General features: G+C 43.2%; 28 protein-coding genes and 1 pseudogene. 19 read left to right on the forward strand and 10 right to left on the reverse strand.

Annotated elements, in window-relative coordinates; genetic code table 11:
• The first annotated feature begins 66 nt into the window (after positions 1-66).
• The 3 genes from ACF8FD_RS15905 to ACF8FD_RS15915 are packed head-to-tail and all read left to right on the forward strand — an operon-like array spanning position 67 to position 4,818.
• Positions 67-1,401 (forward strand): MacA family efflux pump subunit, encoded by a 1,335-nt coding sequence (locus ACF8FD_RS15905; protein WP_234304482.1) that lies wholly within the window; start codon positions 67-69, stop codon positions 1,399-1,401.
• Positions 1,402-1,403: 2 nt separating this feature from the next.
• Positions 1,404-3,395 (forward strand): MacB family efflux pump subunit, encoded by a 1,992-nt coding sequence (locus tag ACF8FD_RS15910; protein ID WP_279678811.1) that lies wholly within the window; start codon positions 1,404-1,406, stop codon positions 3,393-3,395.
• Positions 3,396-3,405: 10 nt separating this feature from the next.
• Complete coding sequence (locus tag ACF8FD_RS15915) at positions 3,406-4,818, forward strand: efflux transporter outer membrane subunit (RefSeq protein WP_279678812.1); 1,413 nt, start codon at positions 3,406-3,408, stop codon at positions 4,816-4,818.
• Between the two features lie 57 nt (positions 4,819-4,875).
• Here ACF8FD_RS15915 and ACF8FD_RS15920 read toward each other — a convergent pair whose 3' ends face one another.
• The 3 genes from ACF8FD_RS15920 to orn all read right to left on the reverse strand — a co-directional run bounded on the left by ACF8FD_RS15920 (position 4,876) and on the right by orn (position 7,271).
• Positions 4,876-5,679 carry an enoyl-ACP reductase gene (locus tag ACF8FD_RS15920; protein WP_004697637.1) on the reverse strand — a complete coding sequence of 268 codons (804 nt, stop codon included), beginning with the start codon at positions 5,677-5,679 and terminating at the stop codon, positions 4,876-4,878.
• A 144-nt stretch (positions 5,680-5,823) separates the two neighbouring features.
• Complete coding sequence (locus ACF8FD_RS15925) at positions 5,824-6,558, reverse strand: Bax inhibitor-1/YccA family protein (protein WP_004697636.1); 735 nt, start codon at positions 6,556-6,558, stop codon at positions 5,824-5,826.
• 158 nt (positions 6,559-6,716) lie between these two features.
• Positions 6,717-7,271, reverse strand: coding sequence for an oligoribonuclease (gene orn / locus ACF8FD_RS15930; protein WP_004697635.1), 555 nt, complete (start codon positions 7,269-7,271; stop codon positions 6,717-6,719).
• 124 nt (positions 7,272-7,395) lie between these two features.
• Between orn and rsgA the strand changes: the two genes are divergently transcribed.
• The 4 genes from rsgA (at position 7,396) to secB (ending at position 9,710) form a co-directional block, all read left to right on the forward strand.
• A complete protein-coding gene (gene rsgA / locus ACF8FD_RS15935; RefSeq protein WP_004983468.1) occupies positions 7,396-8,454 on the forward strand; it encodes a ribosome small subunit-dependent GTPase A in 1,059 nt (352 codons plus the stop codon).
• Positions 8,455-8,551: 97 nt separating this feature from the next.
• Positions 8,552-8,959 (forward strand): rhodanese-like domain-containing protein, encoded by a 408-nt coding sequence (locus ACF8FD_RS15940; protein ID WP_004697633.1) that lies wholly within the window; start codon positions 8,552-8,554, stop codon positions 8,957-8,959.
• A gap of 19 nt (positions 8,960-8,978) precedes the next feature.
• A complete protein-coding gene (grxC, locus tag ACF8FD_RS15945) occupies positions 8,979-9,233 on the forward strand; it encodes a glutaredoxin 3 (RefSeq protein ID WP_004697632.1) in 255 nt (84 codons plus the stop codon).
• 27 nt (positions 9,234-9,260) lie between these two features.
• Complete coding sequence (gene secB, locus ACF8FD_RS15950) at positions 9,261-9,710, forward strand: protein-export chaperone SecB (RefSeq protein ID WP_004697631.1); 450 nt, start codon at positions 9,261-9,263, stop codon at positions 9,708-9,710.
• Positions 9,711-9,770: 60 nt separating this feature from the next.
• On the opposite strand, the gene ACF8FD_RS15955 is transcribed toward secB, so the two are convergent.
• Positions 9,771-10,160, reverse strand: a complete 390-nt coding sequence (locus ACF8FD_RS15955) for a cytochrome b562 (RefSeq protein ID WP_234304480.1) — start codon at positions 10,158-10,160, stop codon at positions 9,771-9,773.
• A gap of 76 nt (positions 10,161-10,236) precedes the next feature.
• Positions 10,237-11,511 carry a bifunctional phosphopantothenoylcysteine decarboxylase/phosphopantothenate--cysteine ligase CoaBC gene (gene coaBC, locus ACF8FD_RS15960; protein WP_062031246.1) on the reverse strand — a complete coding sequence of 425 codons (1,275 nt, stop codon included), beginning with the start codon at positions 11,509-11,511 and terminating at the stop codon, positions 10,237-10,239.
• A 111-nt stretch (positions 11,512-11,622) separates the two neighbouring features.
• Here coaBC and radC point away from each other — a divergent pair, with 111 nt between their 5' ends.
• Positions 11,623-12,315, forward strand: a complete 693-nt coding sequence (gene radC, locus ACF8FD_RS15965; RefSeq protein ID WP_062031250.1) for a DNA repair protein RadC — start codon at positions 11,623-11,625, stop codon at positions 12,313-12,315.
• Positions 12,316-12,390: 75 nt separating this feature from the next.
• Complete coding sequence (locus tag ACF8FD_RS15970; protein WP_279678813.1) at positions 12,391-13,302, forward strand: bestrophin family protein; 912 nt, start codon at positions 12,391-12,393, stop codon at positions 13,300-13,302.
• A 67-nt stretch (positions 13,303-13,369) separates the two neighbouring features.
• On the opposite strand, the gene ACF8FD_RS15975 is transcribed toward ACF8FD_RS15970, so the two are convergent.
• Positions 13,370-14,221 carry a PHP domain-containing protein gene (locus tag ACF8FD_RS15975; RefSeq protein WP_279678815.1) on the reverse strand — a complete coding sequence of 284 codons (852 nt, stop codon included), beginning with the start codon at positions 14,219-14,221 and terminating at the stop codon, positions 13,370-13,372.
• Between the two features lie 44 nt (positions 14,222-14,265).
• Between ACF8FD_RS15975 and ACF8FD_RS15980 the strand changes: the two genes are divergently transcribed.
• Genes ACF8FD_RS15980 through mnmC form a run of 4 tightly spaced genes read left to right on the forward strand, consistent with a single transcriptional unit; the run spans position 14,266 to position 17,664 of the window.
• Positions 14,266-14,880 carry a septation protein IspZ gene (locus ACF8FD_RS15980; RefSeq protein WP_078390224.1) on the forward strand — a complete coding sequence of 205 codons (615 nt, stop codon included), beginning with the start codon at positions 14,266-14,268 and terminating at the stop codon, positions 14,878-14,880.
• A gap of 29 nt (positions 14,881-14,909) precedes the next feature.
• On the forward strand, positions 14,910-15,212 hold the full coding sequence (locus ACF8FD_RS15985; protein ID WP_279678817.1) for a YciI family protein: 303 nt from the start codon (positions 14,910-14,912) through the stop codon (positions 15,210-15,212).
• Between the two features lie 4 nt (positions 15,213-15,216).
• Positions 15,217-15,720 (forward strand): hypothetical protein, encoded by a 504-nt coding sequence (locus ACF8FD_RS15990; RefSeq protein ID WP_078390225.1) that lies wholly within the window; start codon positions 15,217-15,219, stop codon positions 15,718-15,720.
• Positions 15,721-15,750: 30 nt separating this feature from the next.
• Positions 15,751-17,664, forward strand: a complete 1,914-nt coding sequence (mnmC, locus tag ACF8FD_RS15995; protein WP_392453569.1) for an FAD-dependent 5-carboxymethylaminomethyl-2-thiouridine(34) oxidoreductase MnmC — start codon at positions 15,751-15,753, stop codon at positions 17,662-17,664.
• A gap of 101 nt (positions 17,665-17,765) precedes the next feature.
• Here mnmC and ACF8FD_RS16000 read toward each other — a convergent pair whose 3' ends face one another.
• On the reverse strand, positions 17,766-18,080 hold the full coding sequence (locus ACF8FD_RS16000) for a rhodanese-like domain-containing protein (RefSeq protein ID WP_004983438.1): 315 nt from the start codon (positions 18,078-18,080) through the stop codon (positions 17,766-17,768).
• Positions 18,081-18,171: 91 nt separating this feature from the next.
• Between ACF8FD_RS16000 and ACF8FD_RS16005 the strand changes: the two genes are divergently transcribed.
• From ACF8FD_RS16005 to ACF8FD_RS16015, 3 genes and pseudogenes are all read left to right on the forward strand, one after another.
• Positions 18,172-18,660 (forward strand): YajQ family cyclic di-GMP-binding protein, encoded by a 489-nt coding sequence (locus ACF8FD_RS16005; RefSeq protein WP_004697619.1) that lies wholly within the window; start codon positions 18,172-18,174, stop codon positions 18,658-18,660.
• A gap of 28 nt (positions 18,661-18,688) precedes the next feature.
• On the forward strand, positions 18,689-19,189 hold the full coding sequence (locus tag ACF8FD_RS16010; protein WP_010327555.1) for a DUF4442 domain-containing protein: 501 nt from the start codon (positions 18,689-18,691) through the stop codon (positions 19,187-19,189).
• Positions 19,190-19,326: 137 nt separating this feature from the next.
• A pseudogene (locus tag ACF8FD_RS16015) lies at positions 19,327-19,823 on the forward strand (ester cyclase).
• A 75-nt stretch (positions 19,824-19,898) separates the two neighbouring features.
• On the opposite strand, the gene ACF8FD_RS16020 reads toward ACF8FD_RS16015, so the two are convergent.
• The 3 genes from ACF8FD_RS16020 to ACF8FD_RS16030 are packed head-to-tail and all read right to left on the reverse strand — an operon-like array spanning position 19,899 to position 21,667.
• On the reverse strand, positions 19,899-20,321 hold the full coding sequence (locus tag ACF8FD_RS16020; RefSeq protein ID WP_010327557.1) for an acyl-CoA thioesterase: 423 nt from the start codon (positions 20,319-20,321) through the stop codon (positions 19,899-19,901).
• A gap of 17 nt (positions 20,322-20,338) precedes the next feature.
• Positions 20,339-20,770: a thioredoxin TrxC gene (gene trxC / locus ACF8FD_RS16025; protein ID WP_010327558.1), complete on the reverse strand. Its 432-nt coding sequence runs from the start codon at positions 20,768-20,770 to the stop codon at positions 20,339-20,341.
• Positions 20,771-21,667, reverse strand: coding sequence for an alpha/beta hydrolase (locus ACF8FD_RS16030; protein WP_010327559.1), 897 nt, complete (start codon positions 21,665-21,667; stop codon positions 20,771-20,773).
• A 124-nt stretch (positions 21,668-21,791) separates the two neighbouring features.
• Here ACF8FD_RS16030 and ACF8FD_RS16035 point away from each other — a divergent pair, with 124 nt between their 5' ends.
• The 3 genes from ACF8FD_RS16035 (at position 21,792) to ACF8FD_RS16045 (ending at position 24,156) form a co-directional block, all read left to right on the forward strand.
• Positions 21,792-22,127, forward strand: coding sequence for a TIGR01244 family sulfur transferase (locus ACF8FD_RS16035; RefSeq protein WP_005401736.1), 336 nt, complete (start codon positions 21,792-21,794; stop codon positions 22,125-22,127).
• Positions 22,120-22,545, forward strand: coding sequence for a beta-lactamase hydrolase domain-containing protein (locus ACF8FD_RS16040; protein WP_039890819.1), 426 nt, complete (start codon positions 22,120-22,122; stop codon positions 22,543-22,545). Before ACF8FD_RS16035 ends, ACF8FD_RS16040 begins: the two co-directional genes overlap by 8 nt.
• Positions 22,546-22,758: 213 nt before the next feature.
• On the forward strand, positions 22,759-24,156 hold the full coding sequence (locus tag ACF8FD_RS16045) for a dihydrolipoyl dehydrogenase (RefSeq protein WP_279678823.1): 1,398 nt from the start codon (positions 22,759-22,761) through the stop codon (positions 24,154-24,156).
• Positions 24,157-24,683: the final 527 nt, after the last annotated feature.

The following is a 24,683-nucleotide window of genomic DNA, read 5'->3' on the forward strand; positions in this document are numbered from 1 at the left end:
AAAATTCACGATTTATCCGTATTTCGCTTTTATACTATCTGCAATTCTGTTTACTCCCTGATTCCAATGCAAAAAATAAAAGCTGTCAAAATGGTTATCACGGTACTGTGTGTTGCCGTACTTGCTTATGTCGCGTGGACATATTTCAAACCAAAACAAGAACAACCACAGTATATTAGCGAATCTGTCACTCGTGGTGATCTTGAAAATACGGTATTGGCGACAGGTACTTTAGATGCAACTAAACTGGTGAGTGTCGGCGCACAGGTCTCAGGTCAAGTACAGAAAATGTATGTGCAACTTGGCGATGAAGTTAAACAAGGTCAATTGATTGCTCAGATTGATTCAACCACCCAAGAAAACAGCTTCAAAACAGCAGAAGCCAATATTAAAAATTTGCAAGCGCAGCGTCTACAACAAGAAGCCAGTCTTAATGAGGCGCAACTGGCATATAAGCGTCAACAACAAATGTATGCGCAAGATGCCACATCAAAAGCAGAATTAGAATCGGCTGAGGCCAGCTATAAAACAGCGCAAGCACAGATTAAAGCGATTGATGCACAGATTGAATCTGCAAAAGTAACCAAGTCGACTGCACAAACCAATATAGGTTATACCCGCATTGTGGCACCTACTGATGGTACCGTGGTGGCGATCGTGACTGAGGAAGGTCAAACTGTAAACGCCAATCAAAGTGCGCCGACTATTGTTAAAATTGCAAAATTGCAAAACATGACCATTAAGGCGCAGGTCAGTGAAGCGGACATCATGAAAGTTGAAAAAGGCCAACAGGTGTATTTCACCACTTTAGGTGATGACAGCAAGCGTTATGCTAGCCTACGTCAAGTTGAGCCTGCACCAGATTCGATTACCGATGAAAGTACCACCAGCACATCAACCAGCACCGCAATTTACTACAATGCTCTATTTGATGTACCCAACCATGATGGCAAGTTACGTATTGATATGACTGCACAAGTCTACATCGTGCTCGATTCTGCAAAAAATGCGTTATTAGTCCCTTCTTCTGCAATTTCAACTCGTCCTGCAAATGCAAAGCGTAACAGCAGCTCAAATACGCAAGCTGCGTCATCGACACAAAGTAAATCAGACTCAGACCGACCTCAAGGTCCACGTCTTGAACGTCTGAATTTAAATGCAGCACAACAACAATTGCTTAAAGAAGGCAAAGCTACACTGAGCGTAGTTCGTGTCTTACAAGCGGACGGCTCAGCTCAACCCAAACAAATTTTGGTGGGGATTAATAACCGCGTCAATGCACAAGTGCTTGCAGGCTTAAAAGAAGGTGATCAAGTGGTGATTGCAGACAGTTCGGAGAATACTGCCGCTTCTGCCAATAGCAGCAACCGCCGTCGCAACAGTCCACCAATGGGAATGTAAGCATGACCAAAAAAGCCTTGCTTGAAGTCAGCAATTTGGTGCGAGAGTTTCCTGCTGGCGAAAGTACTGTCCAAATTCTCAAAGGCATTGATCTGACCATTTACGAAGGTGAGTTAGTTGCTATTGTCGGCCAGTCAGGTTCAGGTAAATCGACCCTGATGAATATTTTGGGCTGTCTCGACCGCCCGACCTCAGGAAGTTATCAGGTCAATGGTCGCGAAACGGGTAAACTCGAACCAGATCAGTTGGCCGAACTACGTCGTGAGTATTTTGGTTTCATTTTCCAGCGTTACCACCTTTTAGGCGACTTAACCGCAGAAGGTAATGTTGAAGTCCCTGCAGTTTATGCAGGGGCAACACCATATGCGCGTAAACAACGTGCCACTGCTTTACTGACAGAATTGGGACTGGGCAATAAAACTCAAAACCGACCAAGTCAACTTTCTGGGGGGCAGCAACAACGTGTCTCGATTGCACGAGCATTGATGAATGGCGGTGATGTCATTCTCGCTGACGAACCGACAGGTGCCCTAGACTCGCATAGTGGCGTGGAAGTGATGCGGATTTTGCGTGAGTTAAATGCCGCGGGTCATACCATTATTTTGGTCACCCACGATATGCAAGTGGCGAAAAATGCTTCGCGGATTATCGAGATCAGTGATGGGCAAATCATTGCAGACCGAGTCAATCAACCTGAGCACGACACTGAACTACACAGCGACCCTGATGCAGAAACTGCGATTTCTGCCCAACAAGAAAAAAATAAAAGTGTCTCTGCATGGAGTTCCCTACTCGACCGTTTAGGTGAAGCCTTTCGTATGGCACTTTTGTCCATGAATGCACACCGCATGCGAACCTTTTTGACCATGCTCGGCATTATTATCGGGATTGCCTCGGTTGTAACGGTGGTGGCTTTAGGAAATGGGTCGCAACAGCAGATTTTAAGTAACATCAGTAGTTTAGGAACCAACACCATTACGGTGTTCCAAGGTCGTGGTTTTGGTGACAACTCCAAAACGGCCAACTTTAAAACCCTTGTTCCTGCCGATGCTGAAGCGCTCGCCACCCAACCGTATGTGAGTGCGGTCAGTCCCATGGTGAGTTCATCCAAAACCATTCGCTATCAACAAAGTGAAGCCAATGCCACCATTAATGGTGTCGGTGGCGATTATTTCACAGTGAAAGGCCTGACCTTCAAAAATGGACAAACCTTTGACCAGCGGAGCGTCCGTGACCGCACCCAAGACTTGGTCATTGACACCAATACACAAAAACAGTTTTTTAGTGATGGTAGCAGTCCGATTGGGCAAGTTGTACTTTTGGGCAGTGTTCCTGCACGCATTATTGGTGTAGTCGAACCACAAACCAGCGCTATGGGTTCCGATGATACGTTGAATGTATATATGCCCTACACCACGGTCATGAGTCGTATGCTCGGTCAAAGTAATGTGCGCAATATCGTGGTGCAAATCAATGATAAGTACTCCACTAGCGCGGCTGAAAACGCAATTGTGAACTTACTCACCTTGCGCCATGGTCAACAAGATGTGTTCACCATGAACAGCGATAGTATTCGCCAAACCATTGAAAAGACCACCAGTACCATGACCCTATTGGTTTCTGCAATTGCCGTGATTTCTTTGGTGGTGGGCGGTATTGGTGTAATGAATATTATGTTGGTTTCAGTGACCGAACGGACGCAAGAAATTGGGGTTCGGATGGCGGTGGGTGCACGTCAAAGTGATATTTTGCAGCAGTTCCTGATTGAAGCTATTTTAGTCTGCCTGATTGGTGGGGTGTTAGGCGTGTTGCTCTCGCTGGGTCTAGGACAAATCATTCAAAAATTTGCTGGGGACAATTTCGGGGTTGCCTACTCAACCACGTCGATTATCGCCGCATTTGTATGCTCGACTTTGATTGGTGTGGTGTTTGGTTTCTTGCCTGCAAAAAATGCAGCCAAACTCGACCCTGTTGCAGCACTTGCCAGAGAATAAGGAAAAAAATATGCCTTTTTTATTAACGCGCCTTTGTACCGCGATGCTGCTTGGTAGCACGTTGGTTGGCTGTGCAGCTGTGGTTAAAACACCTTATCAAGCACCCGCGGTACAAACGCCTGCCCAGTTTCAATATGATCGTGCAACTGTTCAACAACGCCAACAAGCCATTTATGCCGATCAATGGTGGATGTTATTTGGCGATGCACAGCTTAATCAACTGGTCGATGCCGTGCTAGCAAAAAATGCCGATTTGGCCGTTGCAGGGATGACTTTAAAGCAAGCGCGTTTACAAGCAGAACTGGCTGAGAATCAGCAAAAGCCACGGGTGAGTTCAAGTACAGGTTTATCTACTGGACATAGTTTTAATTTAAATGATGGAAATGATACATCAAGCGGATTATCTGCTAAAACAGGACTCAGTTATGAAGTCGATTTATTTGGTAAATTGGCCCGCCAAACTGAAGCAAAGCGATGGGAAGCACTGGCGACTGAGCAAGATTTGCAAGCCACTGCTCAAAGCTTAATTGGCACCACGGCGAAGCTATATTGGCAATTGGCCTATTATAATGAAAGTCGTACAACGGCTGAGCAAAGCCTTGCAACCTCACAAAAACTCTATGATTTGGTGAAAGTTCAGTATCAAGCTGGTGCTGTATCAGGACTGGACTTAACTCAAGCTGAACAGTCAGTACAAAGTCAAAAAACCAGTCTGAGTCAAATTCAGCAAAGTCTGGTCGAGACCCGTACCGCAATTGCCGTGTTACTGCATATGCCTGTACAGCAGTTGAATATTGATGAACCAAAGCGTTTACCACGCTTAGCTTTGCCAAGTATCGCAGCGGGCTTACCAGCCGACATTTTGTCGCGCCGTCCAGACTTAAAAGCGGCTGAGCTACGTTTACGAGAGAGTTTAGCCACCAAAGATGCCACCATGGCGAGCTATTATCCTTCGATCAGTTTGACTGGGAATCTTGGTTCAAGCAGTACCTCGCTAACGCAATTACTCAAAAACCCTGCCCTAACCTTAGGTGCGAGTTTAAGTCTACCGTTCTTGCAATATAACGACATGAAACGGGACCTTGAGGTTAGTCAATTGGACTATGAAAAAGCCATCGTGCAATATCGTCAGACTTTGTACCAAGCCTTTGCCGATGTAGAAAATGCCCTGTCTGCACGAACTGAGTTGAGTCAACAAGTGCAATTGCAACAGCGGAATTTAGAACTTGCGGAGAAAGTGGAACGTTTGACCCAAGTCCGCTATCGCTATGGTGCTGTTGCTTTAAAAACCTTGTTGGATCAACAAGAAACCACGCGCACTGCGCGCTTAACCTTGGTCAATACCAAACAAAGCCAATACAACGCTTATGTGACCTTGATGCAAGCACTCGGCGGTAGCCCGATTCAACAGCTTCCTCAATAAAAAGCAGAATAAAAAACGGCACATGATGTGCCGTTTTTTTACATTTTAACTAAGCGATTAGTCATCGAGCATCAAGTCTGGGCTCATGCCTACAGTATTGAAACCTGCATCGACATACATGATTTCACCCGTAATACCATTTGCCCAAGGTGAGCAAAGAAATAATGCAGCATTACCGACATCTTCAATGGTCACATTACGTTTAAGTGGGGAAATTTTTTCGTTTACGTCTAACATTTTACGGAACGATTTAATACCTGATGCCGCCAAAGTACGGATTGGGCCTGCTGAAATCGCATTCACACGAATCCCTTCTGCACCTAAACTTGACGCCAAATAACGTACGCCTGCTTCTAATGATGCCTTTGCCATACCCATTACATTGTAGTTTGGCATCACACGCTCAGAACCTTGGTAGGTCAAGGTCAACAAGCAACCTTGACGAACTAAAAGTAATGGCTTCGCAGCACGCGCCATAGCAATAAAGCTATATGCACTGATGTCATGTGCTACTTTAAAGCCATCACGATCCGTAACATCGGTAAAGTCACCATCTAAAGTATGCGCAGGCGCAAAACCAATCGAATGTACTACACCGTCTAAACCATCCCAGTGTTTTGCCAACTCAACAAAAGTCTGTTCAATTTCAGCATCGACAGCCACATCACATGGTAGAACAATCGTTGAACCAAATTGTGCTGCAAATTCATCTACACGTTTTTTCAGTTTTTCATTTGGATAGGTAAACGCAAGTTCCGCGCCTTCACGGTGAAGTGCTTGAGCAATACCAAATGCGATTGATAATTTACTTGCAATACCCGCTACTAAAAAACGCTTTCCAGCCAATAGTCCTTGTGCCATGTGACTCTCACTCAAAATAATTTATCTGCATAATGCCAAGTTTAAGTTGAAACCGAAATTGCATAATGCGCCTTTTTTCAATTCATCAACGTTCAATAACAAATACGCCCCGATGAAGGGGCGTATTTGTTAAAACCGTGGAACTTAGTCGTCACCACGCAGCATGCTGAGTAGACGCAGGAATGAATAATACATCCACACCAGAGTCGCTAGTAGTGCAATACCACACAGCCACTCCATCGCTTTAGGAGCGTGTTGTGCCGCAGCACTTTCAATCAAATCAAAATCTAGAATTAAGTTCAGTGATGCAATCACTGCAACAAAAGCGGCAAAACCTAGACCTAATAAGTTATTTTCAAATAAAAATGGAATGCTTGAACCAAAAGCCAAACGCATAACCATCTGCACCACAAACACAATCGCGATGGCAATCGATGCCGACATCACTACCGATTTGAATTTTTCAGTGGCACGAATAATTTGGAAACGATACAAACCAAACATCACTAAAGTGGTGACAAAAGTTGCCAACAGCGCTTGTAAAGGGACACCCGGATATTTCAATTGAAAAATAACCGACACCCCACCTAAAAAAGCACCTTCAAACAAGGCATACGGAATAGCAAGGGTACGTGCGGTATTTGGTTTAAAAGTTGCAATTAGGCCTAAAATTAGACCACCAATCGCACCGACTAAGGTTGCAGCATACGCTAGCGAAATATTTAAGGTCATGAAACAGTATAAAAACAGTGCCATACCGACCACAGCTGCAATGACTGTAAGTAATACAGACTTCTGAATAGCACCTTGAACAGTCATCGGTTGACTATAGTCCGCATGTGTTTCCACGCGGTTCAAAATAGGGTTATTACTTTGCATAACTCAACTCTTTGTTATAATTTAATTAATTTACTTTATCATAAAGCTTGTTTTAAACTTGTATAGCAAAAAAGTGTTTCTTTTTTCTACACAAACACCCTCAGCTCTATTCTATTCGATTTCAATAAAAAAGAGGCTAGCGCCTCTTTCTTTACTACTTATTTATTCATAATAAAAAAGTATTCACGATAATACTTCAGTTCCGCAATCGAATCACGAATGTCATCCATCGCTAAGTGTGAAGCATTCTTTTTCAAGCCACTCATAATTTCTGGACGCCAGCGTTTAGCCAACTCTTTTACCGAAGACACGTCTAAATTACGATAATGGAAATATTGTTCCATTTCAGGCATTAAACGGTGTAAAAAACGGCGGTCTTGGCAGATTGAATTGCCACACATTGGTGAGCTTTTTGGATTGACCCATTTCTTTAGAAATTCTAAAGTTTGCTGCTCAGCATCTTGCGCAGTCAATTTACTGCGACGTACACGTTCAATTAAGCCTGATTGACCATGTTGGCGGGTGTTCCACTCATCCATTGCATTCAGCACACGGTCTGGCTGATGTACAGCAAGCACAGGCCCTTCAGCTAAAATATTTAAGTTATCATCCGTCACAATTGTAGCAACTTCAATAATTTGGTCATTATCAGTATCGAGACCTGTCATTTCAAGGTCAATCCAAATCAAACGCGTATCAGCGGTGCTGCTCATAAATGTGCAATCTTATTCGGCTTAAAAACGATGATAGTAGCAAATTAATTGCTTCGATGCTGTAACTGATACCCTGCTTCGTGCTATTTTTGCCATCTTGAATTCATGGTTTTTTAGGATATGAATGGCTTTAATTCGTAAACGTCGTTTAACTGAACAGCAACAACGTCGCATTCAGAAACAACAGCAAACACGTCAAGAAGATATCGACACTTCAAATGACTTAGAAGGCTTGGTGGTACAACACTATGGCCGTCAGCTTGAAGTGCAAGCCCTTACGACTCCGGATCCACATCCCATCAAACCGACAGTACAAGCAGGCGAACCTGAACCGTTTTGGAAACCGATTGAACTCGGCAGCATTTGGCGCTGTCATACACGCACCAACCTCGAACTACTGGTCACAGGTGATCGTGTCAAATGGCAAGCCGACCCAAATACAGGGCTCGGGATCATCAATGCCATACAGCCACGTCAGTCACTACTGACTCGTCCAGACCGTTATCATAAAGTAAAACCTGTCGCTGCCAATATCAGTCTGATTGTGATTGTATTTGCGCCACTGCCTGAGCCAGCACCAGGTCTGATTGACCGTTATTTGGTGGCCTGTGCCGATGCCAACATTCCAGCACTTTTAGTGCTGAACAAAACCGATTTGCTCAAAGACAATGACCCGATTTTAGCGTTGATTGCAGAATATCAAGCCTTAGGCTATGAAGTGATGCAAACACAAGCCGATGGTGACTTAACAGCACTGACTCAGCGTTTAAAAAATGAAACTGTGGCTTTTGTTGGCCAATCTGGCGTTGGTAAAAGCACCCTGATTAATGCCATCGTGCCTGACGCTGCACAAAAAACCAATGTGATTTCTGAAAACTCAGCCTTAGGTCAGCACACCACGACCTCTACCCGTTTGATTGGTTTTGGCGAAGGCGCCTCGCTGATTGACTCACCAGGAATTCGTGAGTTTGGATTATGGCACTTAGATGCGGACAAAGTGCAACGCGGTTTTCCTGAAATTGAAAACTTGCTGGGCTACTGTCAGTTCCGTAACTGCACCCATAAACATGAAAAACAATGCGCTTTACGCTTAGCTGCGGCAAATGGTGAAATTTTAACGCGCCGTTTAGACAGCTATTTACGTCTGATTGATGAAATTGCTGAAGCTCAGCAAAAAAATTAATTTTTATTCAACCTTAGCCCTTGAAGCGGTGATTTTGATCACCATATTTTATGAGCTATACTCTCTAGCAATTTTTGAATTGTAATTTAGGTGACTTGTGGAACGTTGGTTCGAGTTTATGGGGAATCACCCCTTCTTATTTGGAACACTTGCGGTATTGGTTGTTTTGTTTTTCGTACTTGAAGGACAACGCAATGGTCGCAAAATTTCACCACAATCTTTAGGTATTTTAGTGAAAGCTAAAAATGCCATGTTGATTGACTTACGTGATGCCAAAGATTTCCGTGAAGGTCATATCAGTGGAAGTCGCAACATTCCCTACAGCCAAATTACAAAACATGCTGAAGAGTTAAAAGCTGCAGATCGTCCACTCGTGTTCATCTGTAACTTAGGCCAAGTGGCAGGTACCGCTTTACAACAAGTTGCACATACTGACAGCTATCGTTTAGATGGCGGGATTAGCAACTGGAAGGCTCAAGGCTTACCACTGGTTAAAGCTAAATAATTCGCACAAGGAGAAACTCATGGCTCAAGTCACTATTTACTCAACGACTGTATGTCCATATTGCGTTCGCGCAAAGCAGCTCCTTGAGCGTAAAGGCGTTGAATATAAAGAAATTAATTTATCTAAAGAAGCGCCAGAAGTCCGCATTGAATTGATGCAACGCACCAATCACCGTACGGTTCCACAAATTTTTATTGATGACCAATTTATTGGTGGTTTTGATCAGCTTTATGCTTTAGAGCGTGAAGGCAAACTCGACCAACTATTGGCATAATTAGCTCAGCATATTAAGGATTAGAAAATGAGTGAAGCTCAACCACAACTTGCTTTAGAACGTATTTATACAAAAGATATTTCTTTTGAAGTCCCTGGGGCGCAAGTTTTTACCAAAGAGTGGCAACCAGAGTTGAACATCAACTTGTCATCTTCTGCTGAAAAAGTTGATCCAACTCACTACGAAGTTTCACTTAAAGTGGTTGTACAAGCAAACAATGCAGGCGACACGGCGTTTATTGTCGATGTTACTCAAGCGGGTATTTTTCTTGTAGATGGTGTTGAAGAAGAACGTCTTCCGTACATCTTAGGTGCATATTGCCCGAACATCTTGTTCCCGTTCCTTCGTGAAGCGGTGAATGATATGGTAACTAAAGGCAGTTTCCCGCAATTGTTACTTACACCAATTAACTTTGATGCTGAGTTCGAAGCAAATATGCAGCGTGCTCAAGCAGCTGCTGTTGAAGGTCAAGCTTAAAACTTTAAGCCCTTCAAACATAAAGAAGACCGCTTTTGCGGTCTTTTTTATTGTACTGAATTATTTAAATGCTTTATGGCCTTGCTGCTTAATAGCCTCAAACTTAGCTGAACTTTGTTTGGCTTCCGCAAGTTTCCCAGCATGTACCAAATGTTGAGCATGTTCAATTTCTTGGGTTAATGCATCAAACTTTTGTTCATATTGTTTCACTTTAACACTGTCTTTCGGTTGTTTCACCAAACTGTCAGGCTTGTTTTGTTTGGCAGTTGCCGCGGCTTTTTGCATTTCAGTTAATGCGGTATTCGCCTCTGTGGCAGTCTTGGCTTGAGTAAAAGCTTTTGAGTTTTTCGCCAAAGATTTCATCGCACCTTCTAGCACTTCCGACGCTTGTGCAAGTCCTGCCAAACATAAACCACTGCTCAACAGCACAACCTTTAATAATGTTTTCATTCTTATTCCTATGAGTTTGCAAAAAAATGCAGCCTAAGGCTGCATTGAATATCGCAAAAATGAAGACCGATGTAAATTAAAAATCATCATCACTTTCAGGTTCTCGATGTAAAGCATCGTGAATCGCTTCAACCAACTGTAAAGCAATTTCTTGTTTCGACGCTTTTTCCAAATCGCGCTTTTCCATTTTATAGCTTTCTGCAAAAAAGACCGTCATCGCATTTTCATCAGAAGCAAAACCAATATCAGGACGTGACACATCATTACAGGCAATCATATCGAGCTTTTTCGCCACCAATTTACCTGCGGCATATTCCTCGACATTGCGTGTTTCTGCTGCAAAACCCACCATGAATGGGCGTTTATCTTGCTGTGCAATGGTCGCCACAATATCAGGGTTTTTGATTAAAGAAACATTGAGCTCGTCCCCTGCTTTCTTAATCTTATGCTCTGCGACTTCTGCAACACGATAGTCCGCAACAGCAGCCGTAGCGATAAACACATCACAGCCTTCATCTAACATTTGCATGCTGGTATCCAGCATTTTCATGGCAGATGAAACATTGATTCGGCGTACACCGTTCGGTGTGTCTAAGCTGACGGGACCTGCAATTAAAGTCACTTTGGCTCCTGCCGCATAACAGGCAGCAGCAATAGCAAAGCCCATTTTTCCGGTACTGTGGTTGGAAATATAACGCACAGGATCAATTGCTTCACGCGTTGGCCCAGCAGTAATGGTGACTTTTTTACCCGCCAACATCCCAAATTTTTCAGCCATGGCACGCTGCGCTTTATGGAAGTATTCTGTCACTTGATGTGCCAAATCCTCAGGCTCAGGCATACGGCCTAACCCGACATCACCACAAGCTTGTGCACCTGCATCTGGCATGATCACATGCACGCCATCCTCCACCAAAGTCGCTAAATTACGCTGCGTCGCTTTTGCTGCCCACATTTGTTGGTTCATGGCTGGTGCGACCCATACAGGGGCTTTGGTGGCTAAATATAAAGTAGAAAGCAAGTCATCGGCTAAACCCGCAGCAAACTTTGCAATGGTGTTGCAACTGGCAGGCGCAACCAAGAGCAAGTCTGCCCAACGTGCCAGCTCAATATGCCCCATGCCCGCTTCAGCTTCAGGGTCGAGAAGTTCTGTATGGACGGGGTTGCCCGACAAAGCTTGAAAAGTTAGCGGCGTAATAAAAGCCTGCGCACCTTCGGTCATCACCACACGGACTTGAAAACCCGCATCTTTTAAACGGCGAACCAAAATGGCACTTTTATAGGCAGCAATACCGCCCGTAACAGCTAAAAGGATATTTTTATTTGGAATTACACTGAGATCAAAGCTCACGAACAGGCTACCTTTCTGTTGCAGTGGCGCTCACAATAGCATTAAATAGTCTCGTACCCAATCATCGATTGGGCCCTGTTTCTCAGATTAAGAATAAAAAAGTATTAAATAATGCACTTATCCATAAAAAAATGGCCCGAACAAGAGCGGCCACGTGAACGCTTATTACAACAAGGACCAACCAGCCTCTCCGATGCAGAACTGCTGGCTATTTTCATCCGTTCGGGTTCAACGCAACATTCTGCGGTCGAATTGGCACGTCTTTTGTTGCAACATTTTGGTAGTCTGAATGCGGTTTTTGATGCTGAACTGCCCGAGCTCAGCCAATTTCACGGCATTGGCCCGACCAAGTATTCACAATTAATGGCCGTCAAAGAATTGGGGCGACGCTACAGTAGCCAGCAGCTCAAGCAACACAAGTTGGAACTCAATCATTCAGCTCAACTGCTCAAATTTTTACAGTATGAGTTTTCAGGCGAAAACCAAGAAGTCTTTGCGGTGCTCTGCTTGGATGCACATTTAAGAAAAATAAACTTTAAAAAATTGTTTTTTGGGGCAGTGAATTCCTGTGAAATATCGATCAATCAATTGCTACGTTACTGTATAGCTCAACACGCTACCTTTATCGTGATTGCACATAATCATCCGCTTGGAAAAGCTCACCCCTCCACGGCGGACATCGAACTGACCGAGCGCATTCTTCAAGCCAGTCAGCTCGTGGATATTCAACTGATTGATCATTTCATTTTATCGCCCGAAGGTGCTTTTTCTTTTGCTGAACACAGCCTGATCCAATCCGTTTAAATATGCAGACAAATGATTGACAAATACGACGACAAATATGAAGATCAAGCAAAATTTTAAAAGAATTCTAATCACATGATTGTGCGTGATCAGCCCAGTATTTTTAAAGTGCTTTTTTCATGGCGTGGCACCATTCTTCCCAAAGTTTTACCGCCTTTGGGCGTGGTCATGTTGGTCTCTGCCATTATTGGCATTTTGTCCTATGTCGGCTATTTCCACTTCCCTGAACTGCCTTTGGTCGGCTTCACCCTCATTGGGGTCGTGCTTTCCATTTTCCTCGGCTTTAAAAATAGTGCCTGCTATGACCGTTGGTGGGAAGCACGGAAGTTATGGGGCATTTTAATTGCCAACTCACGTCACTTTGACCGTGACTGTCGTATCTTGACCCAAGGTCGTCGTGAACGTGTAATTCAACATGTGATTGTCTTTGCCAATGTCTTACGCGACCGTTTACGCCATCAAACGGCCAATCCAACGGAACTGGTGCAAACCAGTGGCTTAAGTCAAAATGCGCTGACTCAGCTATATCAACAAGCCAATGCCCCACAGTATACGCTCAATCTGATTCAGTGGGAGTTGATGCAGGCATTAAAAGAAGGTGAAATTAGTGACATTGTCTATGCGCAGCTAAATCAGCACGTTGCTGACTTGAGTGTGGTGCAAACCGGTTGTGACCGTATTGCGACAACGCCGCTACCTTTTGCCTACTCGGTATTACTCAATCGTACGGTGTATTTTTTCTGCCTCATTTTACCGTTTAGCTTGGGTTCAACTTTGGGTATTTTCACCCCACTATTGGTTGGTGTGTTGGCCTATACTTTCTTAGGACTCGATGCTTTGAGTTCGGAAATTGAAGAACCTTTCGGAACGCAAAGTAATGACTTGCCGCTGGACTCGATGGTACGTACCATCGAAATTGAACTGCTTGGGACTTTAGGTAAACCGACTCCACCCCCCATTCAAGCACAAGACAATAACTTACTCTAATCGAGCTCATGCTTACCTTCTCTTAGGCTACATAACTCATGGAGAAGGTGGGAATGACCTGTACTCCTTAGATAAAACTTTCCCAAATCCCCACTTGTCCGTCTTTGACTCTGGGAATATTGCCCAACTTAATCCACGGCATATTGTCACCATGAAAGTCACTCCCGACCGATACTTTTAAACCATGCTCGGCAATCATCCGGTCCACCATTTGACGGGTAGATGTCGGTTCGGCATTGGGCGGCAATTCAACCGCATCCCCACCAAACTGCGCAAATATTTCAATCAGATAACGAATGTTAGTAGCAGATAAGTCATAACGTGTCGGATGCGCCAATACGGCAAAACCACCACTGGCATGAATCACTTGAATGGTCTCTTCTAAACCCAGCCCATCAAATTTCACGTAGGCTTTCTTACCTTCCTTAATATATTTATCAAACGCTTGTTGCACACGACTCACATATTTTTTTTCAACCAAGGTCTTAGCAATATGGGTTCGAGTCACACGGTCAGGCATCTGTTCAACTTTCGCCAAAACATCGAGATAAATATCTTCACCAATCAGTGGAATCAACAAATCACAGATTTGCTTAGCTCGTCGCGCACGGATTTGTTTTTGCTGTTCAAGGCATTTTTGCAGTGTTTCTAAGTCTTGTATATTCAATGCAACCACATGCACACCATAGTTTTTCTGGGTTGAGGGTCTCGACCACTGACTCGAAATTTCTACACCCGAAATAATACGCATCGCATGTGACTTTGCAGCCAACTCTGCCAACGCAAGACCATCCATGGTGTCATGGTCTGTCAAAGCCAAGGTGTGGATGCCTTTTTCCGCGGCAGCATCAACCAATTGCTTCGGTGTGAAAGTACCATCAGAAATATTGCTGTGAGTATGTAAATCTACGCCTTCCATCACTTATACTAGCTATTTATTTGAACAGATTTAGATACTCTAACATGAAAGCACTTTTAGACTTTGTGCCGCTGATAATTTTCTTTTATTTATATAAAACTGTAGATCCTAAAAATACTGATCACCCATTGCTCCAATTGATTGGTTCTGCTGGGGGTGTCGATAATAATAATATTCTTGTAGCGACCACAGGTTTGATTATTTCGATGCTAGTAGTTTACGGCGCACTGTTCTTCATGCAAAAGTTCCGTTTAGACAAACAACAGTGGATTGTGTTGTTTATGACGGTTATTTTCGGCGGTGTCACCTTAATGCTGTCGGATGACTTTTACATCAAACTCAAAGCGGCCTTACTGAATATTATTTTCTCAGGCGCTTTCTTACTTTCTCCTTATTTTGGCAAAGAACGCAAACCGCTGATCAAACGCTTGTTCGGCCCAATCTTCAATTTATCCGACTCGGGTTGGATAAATTTAAACTTTGCATGGGCTGCTATGTTTGCCCTCATGTCTTTTTTACACGTATTTTTCGCATTTTTATTTATGGACGGAAAATATTGGGGAGAATTCACGGCTTTTGGTGACATGATCGTGATGTTTTCCTTTATCATTATTCAGTTTATTGTATTGCGTAAATACTTTAAATCTTCTGAAGAGTAATTTAGCCAGAATATACATCGAGAACTCTTATGCCGCTATTCGTCGTCACATGTACCGATCAAGAAGGTACAGTCGAAAAACGTCTTGCTACACGTCCAGAACATCTTGCTCGTTTACAAAAGCTCAATGATGAAGGTCGTTTAATTGTTGCAGGAGCGATGCCGAAAGATCCAAGCAATCCGCAAGCAGGCTTTTACGGCAGTACAATCATTGTTGACTTTGACTCCCGTGAAACACTCGATGTCTGGTTACAGGAAGAGCCATTCTTAAAAGCAGGGGTTTATCGTCAGATTGATGTTAAACCATTTAATAAAGCATTCCCTCAAGGATAAGGTCATGCGCGTTGTTGTCACAAGCTTATTGGGCTTATCTCTTCTTTCTTCTATGGCGTGGGCCGTTGAAACCGCTCCTGCCCCAAGTGTAGCCCCTGCTGTACCAGCAACGACTGCCGCACCTGTTCAAGTGCAAGGCAGTACGACTCAACCGAAAATCATTCCTGCGGTGGCCACAGTTAGCCCAACAGGTCAACCGCAAGAAGCCAAACCACTCACCGCTGAACAACTGGCAAAGAACAAAGCATTGCAAGATGCCAAAGTCAAAGCATTGGTCAAAGACCAAGCTTCACGTCTTGCACAATTGGAAAAAGCCAATCTCGATGCTTTGGCGCAAAACCAAGAGCTTCAACTCAAAAATGATAGCCTCGGTGTACAAGTTCAGGTCTTACAAAGCGAACGTAGTGCGCAAATGTTCCTCTACGGTGCGGCAACCATCGCTGTTGGTGTATTACTGGGTTTCTTAATTGCCAGTTATGTTTATACCAAACGTCGTCGTCAGTGGTAAGCTAAGCCCTATTGAAAACAATAGGGTGCTGTGGTTGTGTCGCGTGCAATTCAAACTGCCGATTTAGAGTGGCAACAGATTGATGGCATAGATGTGCCAGTCTCAAAACAATTTGGCGATGTCTATTTTTCCAAAGACAATGGCCTACTCGAAACTCGCCATGTGTTTTTAAATGGCAATGATTTACCTGAGCGTCTGTCCAATCTTCAGCCCTTTGAATATTTTAGTGTTGGTGAAACAGGCTTTGGCACAGGGCTCAACATCTTGGCGCTTTGGCAACTTTGGCAACAGGTTCGCCCAAATAACCACAGCCACCTTCATGCCATTTCAGTTGAAAAATTTCCGCTGTCTAAAACGGATCTGATACGTGCACTCAATGTCTGGCCTGACCTCAAACCGATCGCCGATCAACTGATCGCACAGTACCCGCACCCAATTGCGGGTTGTCATCGCCTGAACTTCCCTGAGGAACGTTTTAGCCTTGACCTTTGGTTAGGCGATGCCCACGATGTTTTCCCAAGCATGGTAAAAACCAGTAGCGTTAACGCATGGTTCCTCGATGGTTTTGCGCCTGCCTGTAACCCAGACATATGGGAAGAGCAAGTACTGAATCACATCGTTCGCTTATCTGGTATTGGAACGACATTTTCTTCATTTAGTGTCGCAGGCGTGCTCAAACGTGGTTTAACACAGCATGGTATTTCTATTTCACGTCCGCGTGGCTATAAGCATAAACGCGAAATGCTCAAAGCCATCTGGTTATCTGCTGAGCCTGAAAATACATCAGATGCTGTAGATACCCAATCAGTATTGAATCAAAATCAACCTGATCAAGTAGCATACACTTTTAAACAACGCCAAATTGCTATCATTGGCGCAGGGATTGCAGGTTTAAGTAGTGCATGGGCCTTTGCTGAGCGTGGGCACCAAGTCACGCTCTACGACCAATCTGAGCCACTTGCAGGAGGTTCAGGCAATCCGCTGGCCTTACTCAACCCCAAACTTTGTCCGATTGAACAAAGTCATGAACATTTAATGACCTTGGCTTGGCAACATGCTTTACAGCACTATCCCAAGTTTCAGGCTTTTCGCCCCATTCAAGTACATCAACTGGCGCTGAAAAAAGCCGAAGACTTACTCGATCTCGAACAACAATATCCTGCAGGTCTTATGACAGCCGAAACCGCTGCTGATTCTGCGTTAATTACTGAATATCCAAGTCTGAATCTAACTGAAGCTGGCGCTGTCTCACCACATCAAATCAAAGATCAAATCTTAGCGCATCCGCTCATTCAGTTCGTACAAGCCAACATTACTCAAATCCATCCAGAGCACAATGAACTTTTCAATGAGCAAACCCAATCTCTCGGTCAGTTTGATCACGTGATTGTCTGTTGTGCACGCCACACGGCTGCTTTCTTTGAGCAGTACCCTGTGCTGAAGCCCATTCGCGGACAAGTCAGTTGGGTGGAGAATACTGCACAACCTTTGGCCCTCGATCAAGCCTATAGCTATGGCGGCTACTGTATGCAGCTTGATGCTCAACAGTTCATTTTAGGTGCATCCTTCTATCCCAATCGAGACGATAGCGATGTTTTGCTTGAAGACCATATGCATAACTACGAGCTTATCCACAGTGTCTTTCCACATTATGCACAATCGCTTCCTGATGTGACGACTTGGCAAGGCCGTGCATCTGTTCGCGCGCAAAGTCTGGACTATTTTCCAGTCCTTGGAAAAATGTCTGAACAGACTGAAATTTATAGCTTTGCTGGCTTGGGTTCTAAAGGCTTTTTGTTTGCCCCTTTATGTAGTGAAATTTTAGCGGCGCAGATACTGAAAGAGGCCTGCCCTGTTCCTGAGTCACTGCTACAAAAGCTCAGTCCGACCAGATTCCATAAAAAGCTCAAAGCCAAAAAGCCTTATTTTAAAGCGCAGTCTTAGTTCTGCTTATGACTCAAGTACAGCATATAGAGCTATAAATAGAGAAATGTAAATTTCTAAGACATTAAAAAAGCGCCTGACGGCGCTTTTTTTGCTTCTGCTTAATTACTTTGTTCTAAGGCTAAACCAGCATCACGAGCAGCACGGGTACCCCCCATTAAAATCACATACTCACGCGCACTGTCAAAACCTTCGAGTAACTCTGCAGCACGTGGCGCTTTACTACCGCCACCACATAAAATGTAAATCGGTTGATCCGTCGACACTTGAGTAAGGCTTTGTGCTGAAAGTTCTGTGATTGGCTGATTAATCGCCCCTTTCACGTGTGCTTCAGCATAAGCACTTGAATCGCGTACATCCCAGATGATCGCATCCTCTGGGAACTCAAATGTTGTAATTTCTTGTTTACGGATCATTGCGCACTCCTTTGATGTAAACAACACTTGGCAAATGAAGAAAACATCCCTAGCATCTCAGATATTCTTTCCATTTGTAAAGGTTTAATCCATGCCATCTTTTGATATTGTTTCAGAATTAGAAATTTTTGAAGTAAATCATGCCGTTCAGAACACCCAAAAGGAAATCGCAACCCGTTTCGACTTCCGTGGTCAGGATGTTTCTATTGAACTCAATGAAAAAAACAAAGAAATCAAAATCTCAACTGAAAGTGATTTCCAGTGTGAACAAGTGTATACCATGTTAGAGAACCATTTCTTTAAGCGTAAAGTCGATATTCAAGCGCTTGATCCACAAAAAATGACTGCTTCAGGTAAAAATGTACTTCAAGTGGTGAAATTAAAAGACGGACTTGACTCAGATACCGCAAAAAAAATTAACAAGGCCATTAAAGAAAGCGGCATTAAAGTGCAATCTTCAATTCAAGGCGACAAAATTCGTGTGACTGATAAAAAGCGCGATACATTACAGCAAGTAATGACCTTTTTAAAAGAACAACAATTTGGTCTGCCTTTACAGTTCAATAACTTTAAAGACTAATACTCTTGTTTGATCATTTGAGGTAACTATGCCAAAGGCCAATCGCTTATCAAAACTTGTAAAAACCACGTCACGCTTGCCGAAAGCGTTGCGTACGCGATTATGGAGTCAAGCTTTTGGTCGCATAGTTCCCATGGTCGGCAGTGCCAATATTCGTTATTTGCAAGTCAGTCACAGCGAAGTCGTGGTCAAAATCGAAAATCACCGTGCCATGCAAAACCATATTGGTCAACTGCATGCCTGCGCCATGGCTTTAATTGCTGAAACAGCAACCGGTTTTGTAACAGGGATGAATGTACCTGATCATTGCATCGTTCTGATTAAAAGCATGCACGTTGACTTTAAACGTCCGAGTAAAGGTGCCATGACAGCGACAGCCACCTTAACACCAGAACAACAGCAGCTGATGCAAACCACCGCTAAAGGTGAAACTTTAGTTTCTGTGACAGTAATGGATGAATCGGGTGAAGCACCCGTTCAATGTGAAATGTTATGGGCGTGGCTCGACAAAGCATCATTAAAAAAGTAAAAATGTAAATATAACTTACTGTTTGGTAAGTATAAAATTTACAAGAACACGCTAAAGCTGCGACTAAAACTTACTATATCTGTGCTTCGACTCAGCTCAAAATCATGCTACATAACATGAATATTTGAGCTGACTTGATGAAAAAAAGACTAATTTTAGCGACTGCCTTATTTTCTTTGGGGCTGGTGGCCTGCCAACAGCACAACTAGCCAACTCATCGGTTTCAACAACGCCGAGTCACCATTCTACCTCTGCCCTGACCGAACAGAATAAAAAAATTGTGGTGGACTTTTATGAAGGCGTTTTTAGCAAGCATCAGGTTCAAACCTATTCTGACCGCTATATTGGTATACAATACATTCAACATAATCCCTATGTTGCAGACGGCAAAGCACCTTTTGTAAACTACTTCACCCAGTACTTTAAAGAACATCCTGATGCAAAAAACACCATCAAGCGTGTCGTAGCCGAAGGTGATTTGGTGGTGCTCCATGTACATTCCACTCAAAATGCACAAGATGGTGGTGAGGCCGTTGTTGATATTTTCCGCGTCGAACAAGGCAAAATTGTAGAACATTGGGATGTGATACAAAGCATTCCCGCGGAGTCCGCCAACCGCAATACTATGTTTTAATCCATCGGACTGCATGGAATAGCAATAAAAAAAGCCAGTGATTACACTGGCTTTTTTTGCAGACCAACTCAAGCTTTAGTTGGATTGGCTTGCAAGGAATTTTTCTTTAACATCCGCTGGAATTTGACGTTTATTGCCTTTGACATCAACAGCAACAAAGGTAAACACGCCTTCAGTCACACGTACAGGTGGACGTGAACTGTCATGGCTATCCCACACTTCAATTTCCATCTGAATAGACGTATTGCCTACTTTTAAAATTTTAGTATAACAACTAATCACGTCCCCGACTTTGACAGGGACCAAGAACGTCATCTGATTAATTGAAATCGTTGCACAACGCCCTTTACTAAAGCGTTCTGCGTGAATTGCGCCGGCCAAATCCATTTGTGACACAATCCAACCACCAAACACATCTCCACTCCAGTTGGTATCAGCTGGCATTGCAATCGTTTGAAGAGATAGCATCCCTTCTGGTTTCACATGAATCTCTGACACGTTGACTCCAATTTTCATTATGACTGGGCTTGCAACTGTTGATCTAACCATTGTTGCAATTGTGGCGCACGGAGCGCGCCGCTTATTCTAGCAATTTCAGTAGTTTTATTCATTAAAACTAAGGTTGGAATACTTCGCACATTAAAGGCACTACTTAATCGTGGAGATTCTTCGGTATTAATTTTGGCAAAAATAACCTGCGGATTTTGCTTAGCCACTTCAGCAAAGTGCGGAGCCATCATTTTACATGGACCACACCACTCTGCCCATAAATCAATAAATACAGGCAAATCGCTATGGCTAATGAACTGGCTAAAATTCTGCTCATTCAATTCAATCGGTACCGCAGGTAAAAGCGCTGCGTGGCATTGACCACAGCTCGGATTAGCACTCAATTTCTCTTCAGGCACACGATTTTTGGCCAAACAAGTAGGACAGACGATAATCATTTAGTTGACTCCAATATGTTGATGTAAGAATTCTAATTGGGTCGAAATGGCTTTTTCAAACCAACTGGCATGATAAATATCAAAATGCTGCATCTCCCATTCATGATATTGAACAAAAGGGGCAATATTGGTCGCGGCTTCACGACTGGATTCAATCGGAATTAAACTATCATGCTTGGCGGCAATGAAAAGTACAGGAATATTAATTTGTCTGACATTTTGAATCGGACGATAACGAATTAAATTAAAAAATAATCGGGCAGGTATCTCACCACTCCAATAATAATCAGGATTAATAATCGAACGATAACCCAAATACGCATCTTGCGTCGGTAAAAAACATAACTCTCGTGGATTAACCACAGGTAAAGTGGTCGGGGACATCCCCACTTTCCCCCCCATATAATCTTGGCTCGATAGTTTTAACGCTTTCGGGAGTTGCTGTAACGGGTAAAGCTTGGCACTTTCAGCACCATCGACAAAAGGCACTTGCGCCATCACCGCCTGAACATTTTTGAACTCTGCAGCAATATCGAGTACATATCCACCGCTGAGTGCCGTCCCCCACAGCACGATCCGTCGACTATCGATCGACTTACGTTCTTTGAGGTGGTTAATCATGGTGCGCCAGTCTTCGAGCTGCTTTTTAATCGACACCAGCTCTCTTGGGCGCCCCGTACTCCCGCCCCAATAACGGTAGTCAAATAACACGACTGCATAACCCGCTTGTGCAAAACGCTGCGCAAATTGGATTAGTTTGAATTGGCGCAGCCCAGCCAAGCCATGGGCCATCACAATCACTGCTGGTTTTTCTTCGGTTTTCGGACGATAAAAATCCGCAGCAATGACCTCTTGGCCACTTTTGACATATAGCGGTTCAACGGTATAGGCGTGCATACCTGCTCCATTGCGTTATTTTATGGTTGTAATCGCTTATAAATATTTCAACAGCATAGGCTGAACTTTCAGCTTAATGCTATCATAAAGCATATCTCGATTAGTTTAATTTTGGAGTGACAGCATGAGCGAAAATGTAGGCTTTGCAGGTCAAATTGGCCCAGAACATTTGGTTCAAGTGGTTGAAAAAGGGTTTAAATCTGTGATCAATAACCGCCCAGATATGGAAGGTGGTCCAGAACAACCGACCAGCGCTCAAATTGAAGAAGCAGCACGTGTTGCAGGCCTAGATTATGTCTATCAACCTGTCGTTGCAGGTCAAATCACAGAAATGGATGTGCGCACTTTTGCCAATCATTTCAATGAGCTACCAAAACCTGTTTTAATGTTCTGCCGTACAGGCAATCGCTCAAACAACTTATACCAACTTGCGAAACAAATGGACCTGTTAGATGACTAAACGGTTGTTTAAAAGTGTCATCTGCACTGCTCTGATTTTAACGAGCAGTGCATTGTGGGCGGCAACGAATAACCTGAGTCAAGCACTCAGCCCGCAGCTCAGCGTTTCAGGGGAAATGACCCAAGACAAGTTTCAACAGTTGATAAAACAAGGTTTTAAGTCGGTCATTGTCAACCGACCAGATCAAGAACAAGGTAATACCATTCGCGTTGATCAACTGCGTAATATTGCGGAACAGTCCAAAGTCAGCGTAATTTACCAACCGGTTACCAGCAGTAAAATTTCTGAAACAGACGTGGTCGAATTTGCTAAATATTATAATGAATTGCCCAAGCCTATTTTAATGGTCTGTAAGAGTGGTACTCGCTCTAGTCTGCTGTTCAATCAGGCAAAACAACGAGGATTACTCCATGAATAGACTGTTGCTGCTTTTACTCTGCTGTACCTTAATGACAGCATGTAGTTCAATGAATGTACGTCCTACCGTTGGGGTAAGCGTTGGTACTGGCTTATAAGTCAAATGAAAGTAAAGTAAAGACGGCATCTAGTGCCGTTTTTTACAAAATATAATCATCTACAGCCCTGAATATGTTAACTATAGAGTATGTCTCGCTTAGATAAACGTTTGCTTATGTATGATCTGATTATTATTGGGGCTGGAACTGCGGGTATCGCAGCCTACCAACAAGCCGTGAAGTCCACACAAAATCTATTAATCATTAATGATGGGCCATGGGACACCACTTGTGCACGTGTTGGCTGTATGCCATCAAAAGTCCTAATTTCTACAGCAAATCGTATGCATGATATTCAACATGCGGATCGTGTCGGATTACAAGTAGAGTCAAAAATAGACAATATTCAGGTCATGCAACACGTACAAAAACTCCGTGATCGCTTTACTCATAGTACCCTTAAAACCGTAGAGAGCTGGCCTGAGTCCCATAAAATTCAGGGCCGTGCTCGCTTTGTCGATTCAAAAACGGTCGAAGTTAATGGGCAGCACTACCAAGCCAAAAGCTTTATTTTAGCTGTAGGCTCCACACCTAGCTTTGACCCAGCATGGAAGAGTGAACTCGGTGATCGACTCATCACCTCCGATCAAATCTTTGAACTTAATGCTTTACCCAAATCTTTAGCGGTGATTGGGAGTGGCGTCATCGCAATTGAACTTGCGCAAGCCATGCAACGACTTGGCGTCAATACCACCGTCTTTGCACGTAGTCGTAAAGTCGGCGTTCTGACTAGTCCAAAATTGCAACAGTTAGCACAAACAGAAATTAGCGCTGAACTTGAGATCAAGTTCGAAGTTTTACCCACTAAAGTTAAGTATATAAACGATCAAGTTGAAATTAGTTTTATTGAAAATGGTCAGCCTAAAACACTCAACGTCGATTATTTATTGGTCGCTACAGGACGTAGCAGTCTTTTAAATACCCTTAAACTCGAAAATATCGACACCTCATTCACAGACTTAAAACATTTACCTGTTGATCCTGAGAGCAAACAACTTGCCGACTACCCGATTTTTGTCATTGGCGATGCACATACTGATACTCCACTACAACATGAAGCCGCACACGAAGGTAAAGTTTCGGTCAAAAATGCATTGAACTTTCCCACTATAGAATCATGTAAGACCCTAACACCTTTAGGTATCGTGTTTAGTAGCCCAGAAATGGCAATGGTTGGACAAAACTTTAAGCAACTACAAAGTGCACCTATCAATTTTGTCATCGGCGAAGTCTCTTATGCTAAACAAGGACGTGCATTAGTTCTGGGTAAAAACCATGGGGCCATCGAAGTGTATGTAGATAAAAGCAGCCGAAAGCTACTGGGTGCTGAATTACTCACAGAGTCTACTGAACATTTGGCCCATTTACTGGCATGGATGATTGCAGAACAACTGACCGTCGATGAAATTTTGGAAAAACCGTTTTATCACCCAACCCTTGAAGAAGGTTTAAGAACGGCATTAAAACATGCACATCGACAGCTAGATACGATACCTAAACTGCGAAATTCATGATGCATGTTCTTTTAATAAGGTTTTCTGTGTGCAATTAAACGATTTCAGCAACACTATGCAGTAAACTATATAGTATTTACTGCATTGTATTGATTTAATTAAAAAACACACATTTGGTAGACTTACGGTGAAGTTCTTTTATTGTACATAACCTAACTGATCTAAAGCATAATCCCTTGTATAAAACCATAATTTGTAGCATATAAATCACTAATTCCTGATCCATTTTCGCTTCATAAATGGCTATTCTCTCCAAATAATTGCTTAGTTGGCACATAATTCCACTGTTTAGAGAATAAATTGATTGCCACGATAGAAAGCATGCCAACCAAACAAGTTAAAGCACTTCAAGAAACGTTAAAAGTTGCTCTGTTACCTTTTTAAATATGACATAAAAGTCAGCAAATGCTGGCTTTTGCTGGCTTTTTACCATTTATATAGATGTATATTCTAAACCTCAATTAGCCGATTGATTCGTTCATTTTTTATTATTTCACACATAAAAAAATCCCCCTCAGCGATTAGCG

This window comes from Acinetobacter sp. TYF_19 (assembly GCF_043105125.1).
Lineage (GTDB): Bacteria > Pseudomonadota > Gammaproteobacteria > Pseudomonadales > Moraxellaceae > Acinetobacter > Acinetobacter johnsonii.